Here is an 18,625-nt window from a genome sequence, read left to right on the forward strand (position 1 = left end):
GTGAGGACCTCTTCGATGTTCAGCACTGTTCTGGTCGCCAACCGGGGCGAGATCGCGGTACGGGTCATCCGCACGCTGCGGCAGCTCGGCATCCGCTCCGTGGCCGTCTTCAGCGACGCGGACGCCGACGCACGGCACGTACGGGAGGCCGACACGGCCGTCCGGATCGGCCCGGCGGCCGCCGCCGAGAGCTACCTGTCGGTGGAACGGCTGCTGGACGCGGCCCGCCGCACCGGCGCCGAGGCCGTCCACCCGGGCTACGGCTTCCTCGCCGAGAACGCGGCCTTCGCCCAGGCCTGCGCGGACGCCGGGCTGGCCTTCATCGGGCCGCCCGCCGCCGCGATCTCCCTGATGGGCGACAAGATCCGGGCCAAGGAGACCGTCAAGGCGGCGGGCGTGCCCGTGGTCCCCGGCTCCTCCGGCAGCGGCCTCACCGACGCCGAACTGGCTGCCGCGGCCGACGGGATCGGCATGCCGGTACTGCTCAAGCCCTCGGCGGGCGGCGGCGGCAAGGGCATGCGGCTGGTCCGGGACGCGGCGGTACTGGCCGAGGAGATCGCGGCCGCCCGCCGGGAGGCCAAGTCCTCCTTCGGCGACGACACCCTGCTCGTCGAGCGGTGGATCGACCGGCCCCGGCACATCGAGATCCAGGTACTGGCCGACGCGCACGGCAACGTGGTGCACCTGGGCGAGCGCGAGTGCTCCCTCCAGCGGCGCCACCAGAAGGTGATCGAGGAGGCCCCCTCGGTCCTGCTCGACGAGAAGACGCGGGCCGCGATGGGCGCGGCGGCCGTGGACGCGGCCCGCTCCTGCGGGTACGTGGGCGCGGGCACCGTGGAGTTCATCGTGCCGGGCGGGGACCCGTCCTCGTACTACTTCATGGAGATGAACACCCGCCTCCAGGTCGAGCACCCGGTGACGGAGCTGATCACCGGCCTGGACCTGGTGGAGCAGCAGCTCCGGGTGGCGGCCGGCGAGGCCCTGCCCGTCACCCAGGACGCTGTCCGGCTGACGGGCCACGCGATCGAGGCCCGGGTGTGCGCGGAGGACCCGGCGCGGGGGTTCCTGCCGTCCGGCGGTACGGTCCTGGCGCTGTCCGAGCCGTCGGGCGGGGCGGTGCGTACGGACTCAGGGCTGACGGCCGGGGTTCCGGTGGGGTCGACGTACGACCCGATGCTGTCGAAGGTCATCGTCCACGGGCCGGACCGCGCCAGTGCGCTGCGCTTGCTGCGGGGGGCGCTGGCGGACACGGTGATCCTGGGCGTCCAGACGAACGCGGGGTTCCTGCGGCGGCTCCTGGCCCACCCGGACGTGGTGTCGGGCGACCTGGACACGGGGCTCGTCGAGCGCGACCTCCCGTCCCTCCTCCCGGACGGCGTCCCGCCGGAGGTGTACGCGGCGGCCGCGCTGCTTGCCCTCCCCCACCCCGCCCCTTCCCGAAACCCTGCCGGGGGCTCGGAACAGCAGGGCTGGGTCGACCCCTTCGGGGCCCGCACCGGCTGGCGCCTGGGCGGCACGCCCGCCTGGACGGCCCACCACTTCCGCCTCCCGGGCCAGGACCCGGTCACCGTCCGGACCCGCCCGTCGGGTTCCGACACCGAGGTGCTCCTCGCACCCGCACCCGAGGGCGACGCCGGGCCAAACCCAGCCGCACCGGCCGGCACAAACCCAGCCTCGCCGGCGATTGAGGCGCGGGGTCCGGGGCAGAGCCCCAGCGCACCGGCCCGGGGCCGGATCGTGGCCCGCGCCACCGACCACCTCACCGTCGAGCTGGACGGCGTCACGCACACCTTCAGCCACGTCACCTCCCCGGACGGGGTCTGGCTCGGCCGCGACGGCGACTCCTGGCACGTGCAGACGTACGACCCCGTCGAGGCGAACCTCAGCGGCGCCGGAAGGTCCGGCGCGGACACCCTGGCGGCCCCGATGCCCGGCACCGTCACCGTCGTCAAGGTGGCCGTCGGCGACCGGGTGGCGGCCGGTCAGAGCCTGCTCGTCGTCGAGGCGATGAAGATGGAGCACGTCATCTCCGCCCCGCACGCCGGCACCGTCACCGAACTCGACGTCACGCCCGGCACGACCGTGGCCATGGACCAGGTCCTGGCCGTCGTGACCCCCGAGGCGAAGGAGGAGGACGCATGAGCGGCGGCCTGCCCATGACCGTCCCGGCCCCCGGGCTGCCCGCCCGGGTGCGGATCCACGAGGTCGGTGCCCGCGACGGGCTGCAGAACGAGAAGACGGCCGTCCCCACCGCGGTCAAGGCGGAGTTCGTCCACCGCCTGGCCGCCGCCGGTCTGACGACCATCGAGGCGACCAGCTTCGTGCACCCCAAGTGGGTGCCCCAGCTCGCGGACGCCGAGGAGCTGTTCCCGCTGCTCGGCGACGTCACGGCGGCGCTGCCCGTGCTCGTCCCCAACGAGCGCGGCCTCGACCGCGCGCTCGCTCTCGGGGCCACCCGGATCGCGGTGTTCGGTTCGGCGACGGAGACCTTCGCCTCGCGCAACCTCAACCGGACCGTCGCCGAGTCGCTCGCCATGTTCGAGCCCGTCGTGGCCCGCGCCAAGCAGGAGGACGCGCACGTCCGCGGCTACCTCTCCATGTGCTTCGGCGACCCCTGGGAGGGCCCGGTCCCGGTCCACCAGGTGGTCCGGGTCGCCAAGGCCCTGCTCGACCTCGGCTGCGACGAGCTCAGCCTCGGCGACACCATCGGCGTCGCCACGCCGGGGCACGTCCAGGCCCTGCTGAGCGCCCTCAACGAGGAGGGGGTGGCGACCGACCGGATCGGCGTGCACTTCCACGACACCTACGGCCAGGCCCTCTCCAACACCCTCGCCGCGCTCCAGCACGGCGTGACCACGGTCGACGCCTCCGCCGGCGGCCTCGGCGGCTGCCCGTACGCCAAGAGCGCCACCGGCAACCTCGCCACCGAGGACCTGGTGTGGATGCTCGACGGCCTCGGCATCGAGACCGGGGTCGACCTGGCCGCCCTCACCGCCACGAGCGTGTGGATGGCCGAACAGCTGGGGCGACCCAGCCCCTCCCGTACCGTCCGCGCCCTCTCCCACAAGGAGTAACGAAGACCATGGCCCTCGACCACCGGCTCACCCCCGAGCACGAGGAACTCCGCCGCACCGTAGAGGCGTTCGCGCACGACGTGGTCGCGCCGAAGATCGGCGACCTGTACGAGCGGCACGAGTTCCCGTACGAGATCGTCCGCGAGATGGGCCGCATGGGCCTGTTCGGCCTGCCCTTCCCGGAGGAGTACGGCGGCATGGGCGGCGACTACCTCGCCCTCGGCATCGCCCTGGAGGAGCTGGCCCGCGTCGACTCCTCGGTCGCGATCACCCTGGAGGCGGGCGTCTCGCTGGGCGCCATGCCGATCTTCCTCTTCGGTACCGAGGAGCAGAAGCGGGAGTGGCTGCCGAAGATGTGCGCGGGCGAGGTGCTGGGCGCCTTCGGCCTGACCGAGCCGGACGGCGGTTCGGACGCGGGCGGCACCCGCACCACGGCCGTCAAGGACGGCGACGAGTGGGTGATCAACGGCTCGAAGTGCTTCATCACCAACTCCGGTACGGACATCACCGGGCTGGTCACCGTCACCGCCGTGACGGGCCGCAAGGCGGACGGCCGCCCGGAGATCTCCTCGATCATCGTCCCGTCCGGCACCCCCGGCTTCACGGTGGCCGCCCCGTACTCGAAGGTCGGCTGGAACTCCTCGGACACCCGCGAGCTGTCCTTCCAGGACGTACGCGTCCCGCTCGCCAACCTGGTGGGCCAGGAGGGCCGCGGCTACGCGCAGTTCCTGCGGATCCTCGACGAGGGCCGCATCGCCATCTCGGCGCTGGCCACCGGCCTCGCGCAGGGCTGCGTGGACGAGTCGGTGAAGTACGCGAAGGAGCGCAAGGCCTTCGGCCGGCCGATCGGCGACAACCAGGCCATCCAGTTCAAGCTGGCGGACATGGAGATGCGCGCCCACATGGCGCGGGTCGGCTGGCGCGACGCCGCCTCGCGGCTGGTGGCCGGGGAGCCGTTCAAGAAGGAGGCGGCCATCGCGAAGCTGTACTCCTCGACGGTGGCCGTGGACAACGCCCGTGAGGCCACGCAGATCCACGGCGGGTACGGGTTCATGAACGAGTACCCGGTGGCCCGGATGTGGCGGGACTCCAAGATCCTGGAGATCGGTGAGGGCACCAGCGAGGTGCAGCGCATGCTGATCGCCCGTGAGCTGGGCTTCGCCGGCTGACGGCGGGCGCCCTCGCGCGGGGCGCGGGGAAGGGCACTGAGTAAGGGGACCCGAAAAACAAAGGGTCCCCTTACTGCTTTTGGCCAAGGTTAGGCTAACCTTCCCCCGAACGGCCGCACCCCCGACGGTCGCCCCGTACGTACGAAAGCGGACTTCGCCATGCCCAAGCCCAGAAGCTCCTTCCTCACCCGCCGCGGCCTGATCGCCACCGGCGGCGCCCTCGGCCTCGTCGCGGCCCTCACGGCCTGCGGTGGCGCCGACAAGGCGAAGGACGGTGCGGACGACAAGGGCTCCACCGCCGCCTCGGGCCCCTGGACGTTCAAGGACGACCTGGGCAAGGACGTCACCGCCAAGTCGACGCCGAAGAACATCGTCGCCTTCACCGGCACCGCGGCCGCGCTGTCCGACTACGGCGTCCAGGTCAAGGGCGTCTTCGGCCCGACCAAGCTGGCCGACGGCAAGCCGGACCCGCAGGCGGGCACGATGGACATCTCCAAGGTGGAGATCCTCGGCAACGCCTACGACGAGTTCAACGTCGAGAAGTACGCGGCCCTGAAGCCCGAGCTGCTGGTCACCAACACCTGGGACGGCACGTACTGGTACGTGCCCGAGGCCTCCAAGGACAAGATCCTCAAGCTGGCCCCGGCCGCCGCCGTCGGTGTGGGCGGCGACGTCTCCATGGACAAGGCCCTGAGCCGCACGGCGGACCTCGCCAAGTCCCTGGGCGCCGACCTGAACGCCAAGAAGGCCGTCGACGCGAAGGCCCGCTTCGAGGCGGCTTCCGCCAAGCTCCGCGAGGCCACCAAGGCCAACCCGGGCGTCAAGGTGCTCGTCGGCTCCGGCGCCGACCAGCTGTTCTACGTCTCCACCCCCAAGACCTCGGCCGACCTGAAGTACTTCGAGTCCCTGGGCGTCGAGTTCGTCTCCCCGGAGCAGGACAAGCTGGATGCGGGCGGCTTCTTCGAGTCCCTCAGCTGGGAGAACGCCGGCAAGTACAAGGCCGACGTCATCCTGCTCGACAACCGCAGCGCCACCCTGCAGCCGGAGGCCCTGAAGGCGAAGCCCACCTGGGCCGAGCTGCCCGCGGTCAAGGCCGGCCAGGTCGCCCCGCGCGTGACCGAGCCGATCTTCTCGTACGAGAAGTGCGCGCAGATCCTGGAAGACCTCGCGAAGACCATCCAGAACGCCAAGAAGGTCAGCTGACCCTCGGCGCCCCACCGCGCCGCACCTGAATCCCTGGGGGGACTCTCCGCATGACCACCGCCGCATCCGACACCCCGGCCGCCGTGCACTTCAAGTTCTTCACGCTCGAAGTGCTGCGCACCCGCCGGCTCGGCCACTCCTTCCTGCGGGTCACCTTCGGCGGGGAGTCCCTGGCGGACTTCCGCTCGGGCGGCTTCGACCAGAGCCTGTCGCTCTTCCTGCCGCCGCCGCACCAGGAGCACACCGAGCTGCCCTCCACCGAGGAGGACACCTGGTTCGGGGCCTGGCGCGCGATGCCGGAGCAGGAGCGCCCGGTGATGCGCTCGTACACGGTGCGCGAGCAGCGGCGCACGGAGGCGGGCGCGGACGAGGTCGACATCGACTTCGTCCTGCACGGGGACTCCTCCCCCGCGTCCCGCTGGGCGGGCAAGGCCGTGACCGGGCGCCGCATCATGGCGATCGGTCCGGCCGTCGCGGAGAACAAGTCCGTGCGCTTCCAGCCGCCGGCCGCCACCGACGCGGTGCTGATGTACGCGGACGAGACGGCGCTGCCGGCCGCCGCGGCCATCCTGGAGCGGCTCGCCGACGGCACCCCGGTGAAGGCCTGGTTCGAGGTCCCGCACGCGGACGACCGCATCGACCTGGCGGCGCCCGCCGGCGCGGACATCACCTGGATCGTGCGCGAGCCGGGCGCGGGTCCGGCCCGGGCCGAGCGGGTCGTGGCCGAGGTGCGCGCGGCGGAGCTGCCGGCGGACGGGACCCCGTACGCGTGGCTCGCGGGTGAGGCGGGCACCATTCGCGCGGTACGCCGCCACCTGGTGCAGGAACGTTCCATCGACCGGCGCGCGGTGCGCTTCACCGGCTACTGGCGGCTCGGCGCCAGCGAGGAGCAGCTCCTCGCCGAGGCGTACGCGGGCAAGGGCCCCAGCGAGGACCCCGCGTCCGAGCTGTAGAAGCCAACTCACGTATCCCGTACGGCACTTGAGGCAGGGCCCCGACTCCGGTCGGGGCCCTCTCCATTTGGCCGAAAGCTTAGGTTAGGCTAACCTAAGCATCGCACCCCACCCCCCATGCCCACCCCCTGCCCGGAGGAAAGTTGATGCGTTCGCATCTGCTGAACGAGACGACCGCGGACCTCTACCGGCGTTCCGTCACCGAGGGCGTCGACCGCGTCGCCGCCAAACTCGCGACCACGGAACGGCCCCACACCGGCATATCCGTCGACGAACTCGCTCCGGTCATCGACGGGATCGACCTCGACAAGCCGCTGGGCGACGCCTCCGCCGCCCTCGACGAACTGGAGAACGTCTACCTGCGCGACGCGGTGTACTTCCACCACCCGCGCTACCTGGGCCACCTCAACTGCCCGGTCGTCATCCCCGCGGTCGTCGGCGAGGCCGTCCTCTCCGCCGTCAACTCCTCCCTCGACACCTGGGACCAGTCCATCGGCGGCACGCTCATCGAGCGCCGCCTGATCGACTGGACCGCCCGGCGCATCGGCCTCGGCCCGGCCGCGGACGGCATCTTCACCTCCGGCGGCAGCCAGTCGAACTTCCACGCGCTGCTCCTGGCCCGCGACGAGGCCTGCCGGATCGTGATGAAGCGGGCGCTGGGCGAGGGCGTCGAGCTCACCAAGGCCGAGCTCCTGCCGAAGCTGCGCATCTTCACCTCCGAGGCCAGCCACTTCAGCGTGCAGAAGTCCGCCGCCATGCTGGGCCTGGGCTACGAGGCCGTGATCTCCGTCCCGGTCGACCGCAACCGCCGCATGGACACCTCGGTGCTCGCGCTGGAGCTGGAGAACTGCGCCGCCGAGGGCCTCTTCCCGATGGCCGTCGTCGCCACCGCCGGCACCACCGACTTCGGGTCCATCGACCCGCTCCCCGAGATCGCCCGCCTGGCCGCCGAGCACTCCGCGTGGATGCACGTGGACGCCGCCTACGGCTGCGGACTGCTGATCTCGCCCACCCGCCGGCACCTCCTCGACGGCATCGAGCTGGCCGACTCGGTCACGGTCGACTACCACAAGTCCTTCTTCCAGCCCGTGAGCTCCAGCGCCATGCTGGTCCGGGACCGGGACACCCTCAAGCACGCCACGTACCACGCGGACTACCTGAACCCGCGCCGGATGGCCGAGGAGCGGATCCCGAACCAGGTCGACAAGTCCATCCAGACCACGCGCCGCTTCGACGCCCTCAAGCTCTGGATGACCCTGCGCGTCATGGGCGCCGACGGCCTCGGCTCGCTCTTCGACGAGGTCGTCGACCTGGCCGCCGCCGGCTACGAGGTCATCGCCTCCGACCCGCGCTTCGAGGTCGTCGTCGAACCGCAGATCTCCACCCTGGTCTTCCGCTACGTCCCCACCGCCGACGCCGCGCGCGCCGACCTCCTCGACGAGGCCCAGCTGCACGCCCGCAAGGCCCTGTTCGCCTCCGGTGAGGCCGTCGTGGCCGGCACCAAGGTGGACGGGAAGCAGTACCTGAAGTTCACCCTCCTCAACCCGCAGACCACGACGGACGACATCGCAGCCGTCCTCGACCTTCTTGCCGCACACGCCGAGCAGTTCCTGGGAGAGTCCCTTGCCGTCCACCGTTAAGCCCCACGACTTCATCGGAATCGGTCTGGGCCCGTTCAACCTGGGACTCGCCTGCCTGACCGCACCGATCGACGAACTCGACGGCCTCTTCATCGAGTCGAAGCCGCACTTCGAGTGGCACGCCGGGATGTTCCTGGACGGCGCGCACCTGCAGACGCCGTTCATGTCGGACCTGGTCACCCTCGCCGACCCGACCTCTCCCTTCTCCTTCCTGAACTACCTGAAGGACAAGGACCGGCTGTACTCCTTCTACATCCGGGAGAACTTCTACCCGCTGCGGGCCGAGTACAACGACTACTGCCGCTGGGCCGCCGACCGGCTCGACAACGTCCGGTGGTCGACCTCCGTCACCGAGGTCACCTACGACGAGGCCGCCGGGCTCTACGAGGTCCACACCGACGGGGGCGAGACCCACCTCGCCCGCCGCCTGGTCCTGGGCACGGGCACCCCGCCCTTCGTCCCCGGGTCCTGCGCGAACCTCGGCGGCGACTTCCTGCACAACTCCTCGTACATGCAGAACAAGGCGGAGCTGCAGAAGAAGAAGTCGATCACCCTGGTCGGCTCCGGCCAGAGCGCGGCCGAGATCTACTACGACCTCCTCGCGGAGATCGACACGTACGGCTACCAGCTCAACTGGGTCACCCGCTCCCCGCGCTTCTTCCCCCTCGAGTACACGAAGCTGACGCTGGAGATGACCTCCCCCGAGTACGTGGACTACTTCCACGCGCTCCCGGAGGAGACCCGGTACCGCCTGGAGACCCAGCAGAAGAACCTCTTCAAGGGCATCGACGGCGACCTGATCAACGCCATCTTCGACCTGCTCTACCAGAAGAAGATCAGCATGCCGGGCGCCGTCCCGACCACCCTGCTGACCAACACCTCGCTGAACAGCACGGCGTACGACACCACCACGGGCAGCTACACCCTGGGGCTGCGCCAGGAGGAGCAGGAGCGGGACTTCTCCCTCACCTCCGAGGGCCTGGTCCTGGCCACCGGCTACAAGTACGTGGTGCCCGAGTTCCTGAACCCGGTGCGCTCCCGTCTGAACTTCGACGGCCACGGCCGGCTCGACGCCGCCCGCAACTACGCCGTGGACACCACCGGCCGCGCCGTCTTCCTGCAGAACGGCACGACCCACAACCACTCCCTCACCTCGCCCGACCTGGGCATGGCCGCGTACCGCAACGCGTACATCATCAGTGAGCTGCTCGGCCGCGAGTACTACAAGGTCGAGAAGTCCATCGCGTTCCAGCAGTTCGCAGCCCCGGAAGGCACGCACGCATGAGCACCACCACCGACATCCTCTTCACCCGCGAGGACGCCGCCCTCGGCGCCTTCGAGATCCGCCCGCTGGACCCGCACGCCGACGCCGAGCTGCTGCACGGCTGGGTCACCCACCCCAAGGCCGCGTTCTGGATGATGCAGGACGCCACCCTCGCGGTCGTGGAGAGCGAGTACGCGAAGATCGTCGCGGCCGAGCACCACCAGGCCTTCATCGGCCTCCACGAGGGCCGCCCCGCCTTCCTCATGGAGAGCTACGACCCGGCGCACCTGGAACTGGTCGGCCTGTACGAGGCCCAGCCCGGCGACGTCGGCATGCACTTCCTCGTCGCCCCCACCGAGACCCCGGTCAGCGGCTTCACCCGCGCCGTGATCACCACGGTGATGGCCGCCCTCTTCGCCGACCCCGCGAACCTGCGCGTCGTCGTCGAGCCGGACGTCCGCAACACCGCCGTCCACGCCCTGAACGAGGCCGTCGGCTTCGTCCCCGACGGCCCGGTCCGCAAGCCCGAGAAGGAAGCCCTCCTCAGCTTCTGCACCCGCGCCCAGTTCGAAGCCGCCACCGGCATCACCCAGGAGGTCTCGATATGAGCCTGGCCGACGCCGTCTCCCACCTCTCCCCCGAGCTGTGGGCCCGCGCCAACCGCGCCCTGGTCCGCAAGGCCCTCGCGGAGTTCTCCCACGAGCGCCTGCTCACCCCGAAGCCCCTCGGGGACTCCCGGTACGCGGTCCTCAGCGACGACGCCACCGTCGAGTACCGCTTCACGGCCGTGCTGCACGCCCTGGACCACTGGGTGGTGGACGAGTCCTCGATCACCCGCCACCAGGACGGCGCCGAGCTCCCGCTGGACGCCCTCGACTTCCACATCGAGCTGCGCGAGGCCCTCGGCCTGAGCCCGGAGGTCCTGCCGGTCTACCTGGAGGAGATCTCCTCCACCCTGGCGGGCACCGGCTTCAAGTACACGAAGCCGCAGATCCCCTCGTCGGTCCTCGCGAAGTCCTCGTTCCAGGACATCGAGACCGGCATGACCGAGGGCCACCCCTGCTTCGTGGCCAACAACGGCCGCCTCGGCTTCGGCGTGCACGAGTACCTCTCGTACGCCCCGGAGACGGCGAGCCCGGTCCACCTGGTGTGGGTCGCGGCCCGCAAGGACGTCTCCACCTTCACGGCCGGCGCGGGCCTGGACCACGACTCCTTCATCCGCGAGGAGCTGGGCGAGGAAGCCCTCACCCTCTTCGCGGCGAAAATGGAGTCCCTCGGCCTGAACCTGGCGGACTACCACCTCCTGCCCGTCCACCCCTGGCAGTGGTGGAACAAGACCACGGTCACCTTCGCCGCCGAGATCGCCAACCGCCGCCTGGTCCTGCTGGGCGAGGGCTCGGACGCCTACCTCGCGCAGCAGTCGATCCGTACCTTCTTCAACACCACCACCCCCACGAAGCACTACGTGAAGACCGCGATCTCGGTCCTCAACATGGGCTTCATGCGCGGCCTGTCGGCGGCGTACATGGAGGCCACCCCGGCCATCAACGACTGGCTGCACCAGCTGATCGAGGGCGACCCGGTCCTCCGGTCGGTCGACTTCTCGATCATCCGCGAGCGCGCGGCGATCGGCTACCACCACCGCCAGTACGAGCGCGCGACGGACCGCTACTCCCCGTACCGCAAGATGCTGGCCGCCCTGTGGCGCGAGTCCCCGGTGAACTCCCTGCGCGACGGGGAGCGCCTGGCCACCATGGCGTCCCTCCTCCACGTGGACGAGGACGGCAAGTCCTTCGTCGGCGCCCTGATCGCCGAATCGGGCCTGACCCCGGCGGAGTGGCTCAAGCCCTACCTCCGCGCCTACCTCCTCCCGCTCCTGCACTGCTTCTACCAGTACGACCTGGCGTACATGCCGCACGGCGAGAACACGATCCTGGTCATCGAGGGCGGTGTCGTTCAGCGGGCGATCTTCAAGGACATCGCCGAGGAGATCGTCGTCATGGACGTCGACACGGTCCTGCCGCCGGCGGTGGAGCGGATCAAGGCCGACATCCCCGAGGACATGAAGCTGCTGTCCGTCTTCACGGACGTCTTCGACTGCTTCTTCCGCTTCCTGGGCTCGATCCTGGCGGCGGAGGGCATCTGCGAGGAGGACACCTTCTGGAAGGCCGTGGCCGACTGCGCCCACGACTACCAGGACTCGATGCCGGCCCTCGCGGACCGCTTCGCCCGCTACGACCTCTTCGCGGACGAATTCCAGCTGTCCTGCCTGAACCGCCTCCAGCTGCGCAACAACAAGCAGATGGTCGACCTCGCCGACCCGGCGGCGGCCCTCCAGCTGATCGGCACCCTCAAGAACCCCGTCGCGCCCTTCGCGCGGCGGTGAACAAGGGGGCGGCGGAGGCTTTCGATACGGTCCCTCGAAGCCCCCGCCGCCCCCACCCGCACGCGTGGCGTGTCCCCGGAGCCCTGACTGGCCCTCTCCGCGGACACGCCTCGCGCGTTCATCAGTCGGCCGCGAGCGCCCGCTGGAAGTCGGTGACGATCCGCCGGTACCCGGTGTGCCGGGTCGCCCGTGCGTGCCGCAGGGCCCACACGGCGGGCCCGTCGTCGTCATCGGCCGGCCCCGACCCGGCGAGGCACGAGGTGCACTCGACCTCGTAGATGGGCTCGCTGCCCGTGCGGTCGGGGGTCAGCAGCCAGGCGCCGCTCACTCCCCCTTCACGGACAGCTCGGCCCACACCCGCTTCCCGGGCCCGACCCGCCCCCCGACGTCCCACCGATCGGCGAGCGCCGCCACCAGGTACAGCCCGCGCCCACCGTCGCCGTCCCGGTCGGCCGCTCCCATGACGGGCCGGGCGGAATTGACGTCATGCACCTCAACCCGCACACCGTTCACGAGCCGCACGTAGCGTGTCTCGATCTCCCGGTCCCTGGGCGCGGCGGCGTGCCGCACGGCATTGGTCACCAGCTCCGAGGCCACCACCAGCGCGTCGTCTTCCAGCGCGGACAACCCCCACCCGGCCAGCGCCTTCCGCAACTCCGCCCGCGCGAGCGGCACACACCCGGCCTCCCGCCGCCACCGCCGCACCACTTCCTCGCATTCACTCACCGAGCCACCGCCCGCCCGTGAACAACCCCGATAAAATGCACCACGTTGACGCTCCTTTGGTAAGCGTTGGCCACGCCCCCGGACTGTTCGCGCAGTCGCGGGGGTCTTCGTTTGAAGACATGCGCCGATCACTCAAGGTCGCCTTGCGCCACGTTGAGTGATGACCCTCACAGACTCCTCCGCTCTCACGCGGTTCGCAAGCGACTCTTTGGAACAAGTGCCATGATCTTTTACGACGGGTAACCTCGGGTGCCACAAGTCCAGTTGGGGAGGACATCAGTGTCCGAGAGCAGGCCAACCGTTCGACGCCGTCGGCTCGCAGCGCTCCTGGTCAAGTTCCGCGAGGAAGCCGGCAAGACGACCGACGAGGCAGCCGAGCGCATCGGCTGCCACCGGACGAAGATCAACCGAATCGAGAACGCACGGCTGGGCATCTCGCTCGGCGAACTGCGTGATCTGCTCACGTTCTACGACGTCAGGAGCGACGCCCAGATCGATGAGATGGTCGCCCTCGCCCGGCGGGGCCGAGCACCGGGGTGGGTCCAGCGGGCGAGTCTGGCGCGGCCGTCATACTCCGACTTCATCGGTTACGAGGAGACGTCCCACTACATCCGGTCGTTCCAGTCGACTCTGGTCGCGGGACTGCTGCAAACCCCCGACTACGCCCGCGCCGTGATCAACGCCGCCCAGGCCGGGCTGACCCCCGACGAGGTCGACGCGCTGGTCACCGCCCGGATGGAGAGGCAGAACGTCCTCCAGCGAGCAAAGCCACCGCGGCTCAGCGTCATTCAGTGCGAGGCCGCACTGCGCGTCGCGGTAGGCGGGCCGACCGCCATGGCCCACCAGCTCGACCACTTGGCCAAGATGGCGCAGCATCCGACCATCGAACTTCAGGTGATCCCCAACCGTGCTGGTGCGCATGCCGGGCTGTTCGGCTCTTTCGTCCTTTTCGGCTTCCCCAACCCGGAGTTCTCGGACGTCGTATGCGTCGAACACCGAACGGGCACGCTCTATATGGAGAGGCCGGAAGAAACCGCAGACTATACGCTGATCTTCGATTCGCTCCGAACGATCGCGCTGAGCCCCGACGACAGCCTGGAACTGATCGCCAGCGTGCGTCGGGAGCTGTAGCCGCAGGCTGGAGAGGACACGACTCGATGGACACCCCCGCGCCGCACGACGTCACTTGGCACAAGAGCAGCTACAGCGGCTCCGGCGGTGATTGCGTCGAGGTGGCGGAGGTCGCCGACGGGGGGCGGGCCGTGCGGGACAGCAAGGACACCGCCCTCCCCGGAATCCGCTGCGCGGCCCCCGCCTGGGGGGTCTTCGTCGACGGGCTCAAGGCCTGAGCTTCCAGAGCCAGCAGCCCGTCTGGATGTTGGGGCTGTTCCTGTCGTAGGTGGCGCCTGCCACGGTCCTGCCGTCGCGGCTCAGCGCCACCGCGTCGGTGAGCCTGCCGGTGAGGGTGGCGCGGCGGCGGCCCGTGGCCGGGTCCCACAGCCGGACGCCGCCCACGCCGGCGGTGGCGAGCGTCGTGCCGTCGGCGCTGAAGGCCACCGAGTACGTGGCATCACCGGTGAGGGTGAGCGTGGTGCGGCCGGTGGCCGGGTCCCACAGCCCGACGCCGCCGGTGCCGCCCGTGGCGACCGTCCTCCCGTCGGGGCTGAACGCCACGGAGGAGGTGTTCTCCTGGGTGAAGGTCACCGTGGTGCGGCCGGTTCCCACCTCCCACAGCCAGCACCCGGGTCCCTTGCCGCTGCTGCCGGGCTCGGCTCCGCCCGCGAGGGTCTTCCCGTCCGGGCCGAAGGCCAGCGCCATCACGTGCTGCCCTTCCCGGAGCAGGCCTGCGGTGTGGCGGCCGGTGGCCGTGTCCCACAGCCGGACGCCGCCCTCGCCGCCGGTGGCGAGGATCCTGCCGTCCGGGCTGAACGCCACGGAGTGGGTGACGCCCTCCTTGGAGAGGCTCGTGGTGACGACGCCGGTCGCCGCGTCCCGTAGCTGGGCGCCGAAGTACCCTCCCGTGGCGAGGGTCCTGCCGTCGGAACTCAGCGCCATGGCGTTGATGTCGCCGCCTGGAATGCTGCCGACCGCTTTGCCGCTGGCTACGTCCCACATCCGGGGCTGGTACCTCCCGACGGCGGCGAGCCTGGTGCCGTCGCCGCTGAAGCCCACGACGTGGGTGGTGTCCCCGGTGAGCCTGGACTCGACCGGATCGTGGGACTCCGGCCAGTACGCCACCGCCGCCGCCGTGGCCCCGCCCACCGCCGCGAGGCCGCCGAGGAGGAGGACGCGGCGGCGGATACCGCTACGGGGCTGTGGAGGGTCCGGCGGCCGTGGCCGCTCTGGGGCTCGTACGGCCCCTGCCCGCACGGCCCCTGCCCGCACGGTCGGCGGCCGGGTCTGGGTCGGCAGCCCGGCCAGGGCCGCCGCCAGGATGCCGGCGGGGTCGGGCCGGTCGGCGGGGGTCTTGGCCAGGCAGGCGCCGATCAGTTCCCGCAGGGCGCCGGTCACCTCGCCGAGCTGGGGCGGTTCGTGGAGGATCCGGTGCGAGATCGCCGGGATGGTCGCGGCGGCGAAAGGGCTCCGGCCGGTGGCGGCGTAGGCCAGGACGCAGCCCAGCGAGAAGACGTCACTGGCCGGCCCGGCCTGCTCCGCCCGTATCTGTTCGGGCGACATGAACGAGAACGTCCCGACGACCACGCCCGTGGACGTGACGGCGCCGGCGTCCGCGACCTGGGCGATCCCGAAGTCGATGATGCGCGGCCCGTCCTCCGCCATGATCACGTTTCCGGGTTTCAGGTCCCGGTGGACGAGCCCACAGGCGTGGATCGCGGCCAGCCCCTCGGCCAGCCCGGCCGCCAGTGCCGAGACCCCCGCCGCGTCGAGGGGCCCCCGCCCCGTCACCGCCTCGTGCAGGGACGGGCCGTCGACGAACGCGGTCACCAGCCACGGGCGCGCGGCCCCGGTGTCGGCGTCGACGACCTGCGCGGTGTGGAACCCGCCCACCCTCCGGGCGGCCTCCACCTCCAGGGCGAAGCGCCTGCGGAACTGCGGATCCCGCGCGTACTCGGACCGGATCAGCTTGACGGCGACCTCGCGGCCCCCCGGGGAACGGGCGAGGAACACCTCGCCCATCCCGCCCTCCCCCAGACGCCCCTCGAGCCGGTAGGGCCCGATCCGTCCCGGATCGCTCGACCGTAAGGAATCCATCCACCGAGTATGGCCTCGCCGGGCGCCGCCGCAGCCCGGCTTTCTAGAAACATCTTCTAGTCGTCACTGCCCCCACGGCACCTCCGGGGCCCGGAAGTACGTGGTGTCCTGCGCGTCCAGGCGGGGCCCCTGGGCCGCGAGGCGGGCGCGGTACGACTCCCAGCCGAGGGCGGTCGCCGGGGACCAGCCCAGTTCGGCGAGGCCGAGGACCCGGGGGAAGGCCATCAGTTCCCAGTCGCCCCGGGTCGCGATGGTCTCCGTCCACAGCGGGGCCTCGACCCCGAGGACCGCGGACTCCGGGAGGCCGGTCAGGTAGCTGCCGGGGTCCCAGGAGTAGGACCGCCGCACCGGGACGTACCCCGCCCACGCCAGGCCCGGCTTCGTCGCCTTGTCGTACTTCATGTCCAGGTAGGCGCGGTCGGCCGGGGAGAGGATCACTGGGTGGCCGGACTTCCCCGCCGCCACGACCGCCGCCTTCTCGGCGGCGCCGGTCCCGTCGTGGCCCCAGTACTGGAGCACCGCGCCAGGCGCCGGGCGGGCGTTGGCGAGCTGGTGCCAGGCCACGACGGTCTTGCCGTGCCGGGCCACGATCTGCTGGGCCCGGTCCATGAAGGCCGCGTAGTCCGCCGCCGGGGTGGAGTGCGCCTCGTCGCCGCCGATGTGGAGGTACTTGCCCGGGGTCAGCTCGGCGAGCTCCCCGAGGACCTCGTCGAGGAACTCGTAGGTCCGCTCCTTGCCCACGCACAGCGAGCTGAAGCCGACCTTGATGCCGGTGTAGCGGTCGCGCACCTTGCCGTCGCAGTTCAGCTCGGCGTAGGAGGCCTGCGCCGCGTTGACGTGACCGGGCATGTCGATCTCGGGGACCACGTCCACGTACCGCTCGGCGGCGTACGCCACCAGCTCCCGGTACTCCTCCTTCGTCCAGTGGCCGCCCGGGCCGCCGCCGACCTCGCTGCCGCCGCCGTGCTCCGCGAGCCGGGGCCAGGAGTCGATCACCAGGCGCCAGCCCTGGTCGTCGGTGAGGTGCAGGTGCAGGGTGTTGATCTTGTACTGGGCGAGCTGGTCCACGTACCGCTTGACCTGCTCCACCGGGAAGAAGTGCCGCGCGACGTCGATCATCGCCCCCCGGTACGCGAAGCGCGGCGTGTCCGTGACCGTCCCGCCCGGCACGCTCCCCGTCCCCCGCACCGGCAGCAGCTGGCGCAGGGTCTGGCCCGCGTGGAAGAGCCCGGCCGGGGTGCGCGCGGTCAGGGTGACCCCGGAGGCGTCGGTGCGCAGCCGGTAGCCCTCCGCGCCCAGGTCCCCGGCGCCCTCGTCGAGCAGCAGCCGGATCCCGTCCCCGTCCTGCCCGTCGACCACCGGCAGCGGCAGCCCGCTGGGCCCGCGCAGCTGTTCCGCGAGGAGCTCGCCGACCTGGCGGACCTCCTCGGGCGCGTGTCTGCCCGTACGGACGACCGTGCCGGCGCCGAAGAGGTAGCCGGGGCCTTCGGCCCGTACGGAGGCGGGCGCGGGCAGGAGCCATTCGTAGGGGCCGAGGGCGGCGGGGCGCGGCCCACCGCCCTTGGAATCGTCGCCGCGGGCCGGGGTGCAGGAGACGGCCAGGCCCAGTGCGAGGAGGGTGCCGAGCGCGCGTCGCAGGACTCTCATGCGCCCAGGTATAGGCCAACCGGCGCCCCATCGGGGAGGGGAGGGGCGGTGGGAGAATCGCGGGATGGCGGAAATCATCCAGAAGGACGGTACGTGGACCTTCGACGGGGACACGGTGCGCATCGTGCCGGGCCGCGACAAGGGGGTGGGGCTGCTGCGTCAGCAGCTCGGTGAAGTGGCCGTGCCCCTGCGGGCGATCGCGGGGGTCAGCCACGAACCGGGGCGCAAGGCAGGCCGGTTGCGGCTGCGGCTGCGCGACGGGGCGGATCCGCTCCTCCAGGTGACGGGCGGGCGGCTGCCGGAGGCCTCGGACCCGTACCGGCTGACGGTGGAGAACGACCGGACCGGGGTCGCGGAGTACTTCGTGGACGCGGTCCGCAACGCGCTGCTGCTGGACCAGGTGGACCCCGGCCCCTCGGACGCGTACCTGCTGCCGGGCCCCGCGGTGCCGCTCTCGGTGAGCGCGGGCGACGGGACGGCGGCCTTCGACGGGGACCGGATCACGCTGAACTGGAGCTGGACGGCGGAGGACGCCAAGACCTCCGGCGGGCCCCGTTCCTTCCGCCTCGCCGAGCTGAGCGCGGTGGAGTGGTACCCGGCGCGGGGGCTGGAGAACGGCTGGCTGCGCTTCTCCCTGACGAACGCCCGCCAGCCCGGCCCGCCCAAGTACGACCCGTACACGGTGGAGCTCTTCGGCCTGAAGAAGGATCCGCTGATGGCGCTGGTCGCGGCGGCCCTGGCGGTGCGGATGCCGCACCCGGCGGCGCCCGTACCCGCCGCGCTCCCCCTCGCCGCTTCCGGTCCGGCCCTGGCGGGCGAGGCCGCGGACCACGACACCCTGCTGCGGCGGCTGCGCGAGGTGGGTGAGCTGCATCAGGCGGGGATCCTCACGGCGGAGGAGTTCAGCGCGGCGAAGGCGGCGATTTTGGGCCGCTTCTGACCGCCCTCGACCGGAATTTCCCATTCCTCTGGTCCAGACCAGCATGATCCTGCCCGATTCCGGGCAGGATCTTTGCGTTCATGGCTTCCGGCCGTCAGTATCTACAGGTGCTCGATCGCCGCCCGTCGCATGACGACCTCGTCGACCACCTGGTGCGCAGCACCGCGCTCCAGCGCGGAGAGGCCGCCCGGGTGGTGCTGGACGTGCTCGCGTACTTCGACGAGACGACCGAGGAATTCGTCCGCCGCCGCCACCGCGAGCTGCAGTCGGGCGGAGCGGTCAACGCGGAGATCTTCGAGCGGATCGCGGCCGAGCTGCCGCACCGCGCCGTGGCGCCCCCGGAGCTCTCGCTCCGGCAGCTGCGCCGCATCGTCTACGGCTGATCCGCCGGCCGGGCCGCCCGACGGCCGGCC

The 18,625-nt window shown here is 71.3% G+C and carries 17 protein-coding genes; 13 read left to right on the top strand and 4 right to left on the bottom strand.

All coding sequences use genetic code 11. The features are described 5' to 3' along the window. Positions 1-15: 15 nt before the first annotated feature. The 9 genes from OOK31_RS31275 to OOK31_RS31315 all read left to right on the top strand — a co-directional run bounded on the left by OOK31_RS31275 (position 16) and on the right by OOK31_RS31315 (position 11,689). Positions 16-2,142, top strand: a complete 2,127-nt coding sequence (locus tag OOK31_RS31275; protein ID WP_267090738.1) for a biotin carboxylase N-terminal domain-containing protein — start codon at positions 16-18, stop codon at positions 2,140-2,142. Beyond that, positions 2,139-3,074 (top strand): hydroxymethylglutaryl-CoA lyase, encoded by a 936-nt coding sequence (locus tag OOK31_RS31280; protein ID WP_267090739.1) that lies wholly within the window; start codon positions 2,139-2,141, stop codon positions 3,072-3,074. Before OOK31_RS31275 ends, OOK31_RS31280 begins: the two co-directional genes overlap by 4 nt. An 8-nt stretch (positions 3,075-3,082) precedes the next feature. Further along, complete coding sequence (locus OOK31_RS31285) at positions 3,083-4,243, top strand: acyl-CoA dehydrogenase family protein (RefSeq protein ID WP_267090740.1); 1,161 nt, start codon at positions 3,083-3,085, stop codon at positions 4,241-4,243. 159 nt (positions 4,244-4,402) lie between these two features. Further along, the gene (locus OOK31_RS31290; RefSeq protein ID WP_267090741.1) at positions 4,403-5,446 is read left to right on the top strand and encodes an ABC transporter substrate-binding protein; all 1,044 of its coding nucleotides are present in this window, start codon (positions 4,403-4,405) and stop codon (positions 5,444-5,446) included. 50 nt (positions 5,447-5,496) lie between these two features. Then, positions 5,497-6,399, top strand: a complete 903-nt coding sequence (locus OOK31_RS31295; protein ID WP_267090742.1) for a siderophore-interacting protein — start codon at positions 5,497-5,499, stop codon at positions 6,397-6,399. A 146-nt stretch (positions 6,400-6,545) separates the two neighbouring features. Continuing rightward, positions 6,546-8,039 carry an aspartate aminotransferase family protein gene (locus OOK31_RS31300; RefSeq protein WP_267090743.1) on the top strand — a complete coding sequence of 498 codons (1,494 nt, stop codon included), beginning with the start codon at positions 6,546-6,548 and terminating at the stop codon, positions 8,037-8,039. Then, complete coding sequence (locus tag OOK31_RS31305) at positions 8,023-9,324, top strand: lysine N(6)-hydroxylase/L-ornithine N(5)-oxygenase family protein (RefSeq protein WP_267090744.1); 1,302 nt, start codon at positions 8,023-8,025, stop codon at positions 9,322-9,324. The genes OOK31_RS31300 and OOK31_RS31305 overlap by 17 nt, the downstream gene beginning before the upstream one ends. Then, positions 9,321-9,911, top strand: a complete 591-nt coding sequence (locus tag OOK31_RS31310) for a GNAT family N-acetyltransferase (RefSeq protein ID WP_267090745.1) — start codon at positions 9,321-9,323, stop codon at positions 9,909-9,911. The genes OOK31_RS31305 and OOK31_RS31310 overlap by 4 nt, the downstream gene beginning before the upstream one ends. Further along, positions 9,908-11,689 carry an IucA/IucC family siderophore biosynthesis protein gene (locus OOK31_RS31315; protein WP_267090746.1) on the top strand — a complete coding sequence of 594 codons (1,782 nt, stop codon included), beginning with the start codon at positions 9,908-9,910 and terminating at the stop codon, positions 11,687-11,689. The genes OOK31_RS31310 and OOK31_RS31315 overlap by 4 nt, the downstream gene beginning before the upstream one ends. A gap of 121 nt (positions 11,690-11,810) precedes the next feature. Here the strand turns inward: OOK31_RS31315 and OOK31_RS31320 are convergent, their stop codons facing one another. After that, a complete protein-coding gene (locus OOK31_RS31320; RefSeq protein WP_267090747.1) occupies positions 11,811-12,017 on the bottom strand; it encodes a hypothetical protein in 207 nt (68 codons plus the stop codon). Next, positions 12,014-12,364 (bottom strand): ATP-binding protein, encoded by a 351-nt coding sequence (locus OOK31_RS31325; protein WP_323188273.1) that lies wholly within the window; start codon positions 12,362-12,364, stop codon positions 12,014-12,016. Before OOK31_RS31325 ends, OOK31_RS31320 begins: the two co-directional genes overlap by 4 nt. Positions 12,365-12,694: 330 nt before the next feature. Here OOK31_RS31325 and OOK31_RS31330 point away from each other — a divergent pair, with 330 nt between their 5' ends. Further along, positions 12,695-13,546, top strand: coding sequence for a helix-turn-helix transcriptional regulator (locus OOK31_RS31330; RefSeq protein ID WP_267090748.1), 852 nt, complete (start codon positions 12,695-12,697; stop codon positions 13,544-13,546). A gap of 26 nt (positions 13,547-13,572) precedes the next feature. Then, entirely contained in the window at positions 13,573-13,764 is a 192-nt protein-coding gene (locus tag OOK31_RS31335; protein ID WP_267090749.1) for a DUF397 domain-containing protein, read from the top strand. Here the strand turns inward: OOK31_RS31335 and OOK31_RS31340 are convergent. Both OOK31_RS31340 and OOK31_RS31345 read right to left on the bottom strand, forming a co-directional pair. Next, positions 13,754-15,625 (bottom strand): WD40 repeat domain-containing serine/threonine protein kinase, encoded by a 1,872-nt coding sequence (locus OOK31_RS31340; protein WP_267090750.1) that lies wholly within the window; start codon positions 15,623-15,625, stop codon positions 13,754-13,756. The two genes, OOK31_RS31335 and OOK31_RS31340, sit on opposite strands and share 11 nt — an antisense overlap. A 63-nt stretch (positions 15,626-15,688) precedes the next feature. Beyond that, positions 15,689-17,272, bottom strand: a complete 1,584-nt coding sequence (locus OOK31_RS31345; RefSeq protein ID WP_267090751.1) for a beta-N-acetylhexosaminidase — start codon at positions 17,270-17,272, stop codon at positions 15,689-15,691. Positions 17,273-17,336: 64 nt separating this feature from the next. On the opposite strand from OOK31_RS31345, the gene OOK31_RS31350 reads away from it, so the two are divergent. Both OOK31_RS31350 and OOK31_RS31355 read left to right on the top strand, forming a co-directional pair. After that, positions 17,337-18,212 (top strand): DUF4429 domain-containing protein, encoded by an 876-nt coding sequence (locus OOK31_RS31350; RefSeq protein WP_267090752.1) that lies wholly within the window; start codon positions 17,337-17,339, stop codon positions 18,210-18,212. Between the two features lie 107 nt (positions 18,213-18,319). Next, entirely contained in the window at positions 18,320-18,595 is a 276-nt protein-coding gene (locus OOK31_RS31355; RefSeq protein ID WP_030008735.1) for a hypothetical protein, read from the top strand. Positions 18,596-18,625 lie beyond the last annotated feature (30 nt).

Source organism: Streptomyces sp. NBC_00249 (assembly GCF_026342355.1).
Taxonomy (GTDB): Bacteria; Actinomycetota; Actinomycetes; order Streptomycetales; family Streptomycetaceae; genus Streptomyces.